This is a genomic window from Psychrobacter sp. 1Y4 (assembly GCF_051847555.1).
This window is the reverse complement of the sequence record NZ_JBPYDE010000371.1, coordinates 1-815: the sequence shown is the minus strand read 5'-3', so window position 1 is coordinate 815 and position 815 is coordinate 1. Positions and strand designations below refer to the sequence as shown.

Genomic DNA, 815 nt, shown 5'->3' with positions numbered 1-815 from the left:
GGCACAGTCAGACCTACTCAGTGATCGCCGTGCCAACGCCCTAGAGCGCCTACGTCGTCTTGAAGCAAAATACCCTAACAACACCGTTATTCCTCAGCAAATCAAACTGGTTGAAGATGGCAAATTCTACATTTGGGACATCCCTGCACCAGATATCAATGTCAAACCAGGTGCCTAAATTTATCCTGTTTGTCTATACTAAAGATGAATAAATAGTTTTATAGCCTTAGAATACCTAGCGCCTTTGTTTTTATGAATATAAAGCCAAGGCGCTTTTTTGTGTCTAGCTTTTTTGTGCCTAATAGAAACCTGCTTGCACAGAACCTCATCTTTTTCTATCTTGTCTTTTTCTACTTTATCTAAATAAACGCCCTTTTTAACCAAAAATTTAAGCCTATCTCAAAACAATAACCATCATTTGAAAAAATCATTCGATACATAACGCTTGGTTATAACCCTTCAAATAAAATAGTCTAATATCAAAAGTTACGCTAAACTCTATTATAACCAAGAGCACTTCCATTGCTGGTTTTCTCATAACTACTTTTTTACCGGACTGACCTATGACTTCTGCTAGCCCTAGCAAAAACACGGTAACGCAAGCCAATAAAAAAATGCTACCTATCGCCTCAGTCGCATTATTGACAGCGGCAATGCTGCTACCAGCCTGTAGTGTCGTCTCGGTGGAAAAACAAGCATCGGCCAAGACCATCTCAGCACAGCGCGGTAATATCGTCACTGATAATCAACTAAGCAGCGATACGGCATCTGCCTTGCTATCGGCAGGTCTTAATGAGCAAGCTTGTATGCAGCAG

The 815-nt window shown here is 40.6% G+C and carries 1 protein-coding gene and 1 pseudogene; one reads left to right on the top strand and one right to left on the bottom strand.

All coding sequences use genetic code 11. The features are described 5' to 3' along the window. Positions 1 to 198: 198 nt before the first annotated feature. Entirely contained in the window at positions 199 to 384 is a 186-nt protein-coding gene (locus ACS8FC_RS16390) for a hypothetical protein (RefSeq protein WP_439297557.1), read from the bottom strand. A gap of 179 nt (positions 385 to 563) precedes the next feature. Here ACS8FC_RS16390 and ACS8FC_RS16385 point away from each other — a divergent pair. Further along, positions 564 to 815 (top strand): annotated as a pseudogene (locus tag ACS8FC_RS16385) (esterase/lipase family protein); the annotation flags it as partial.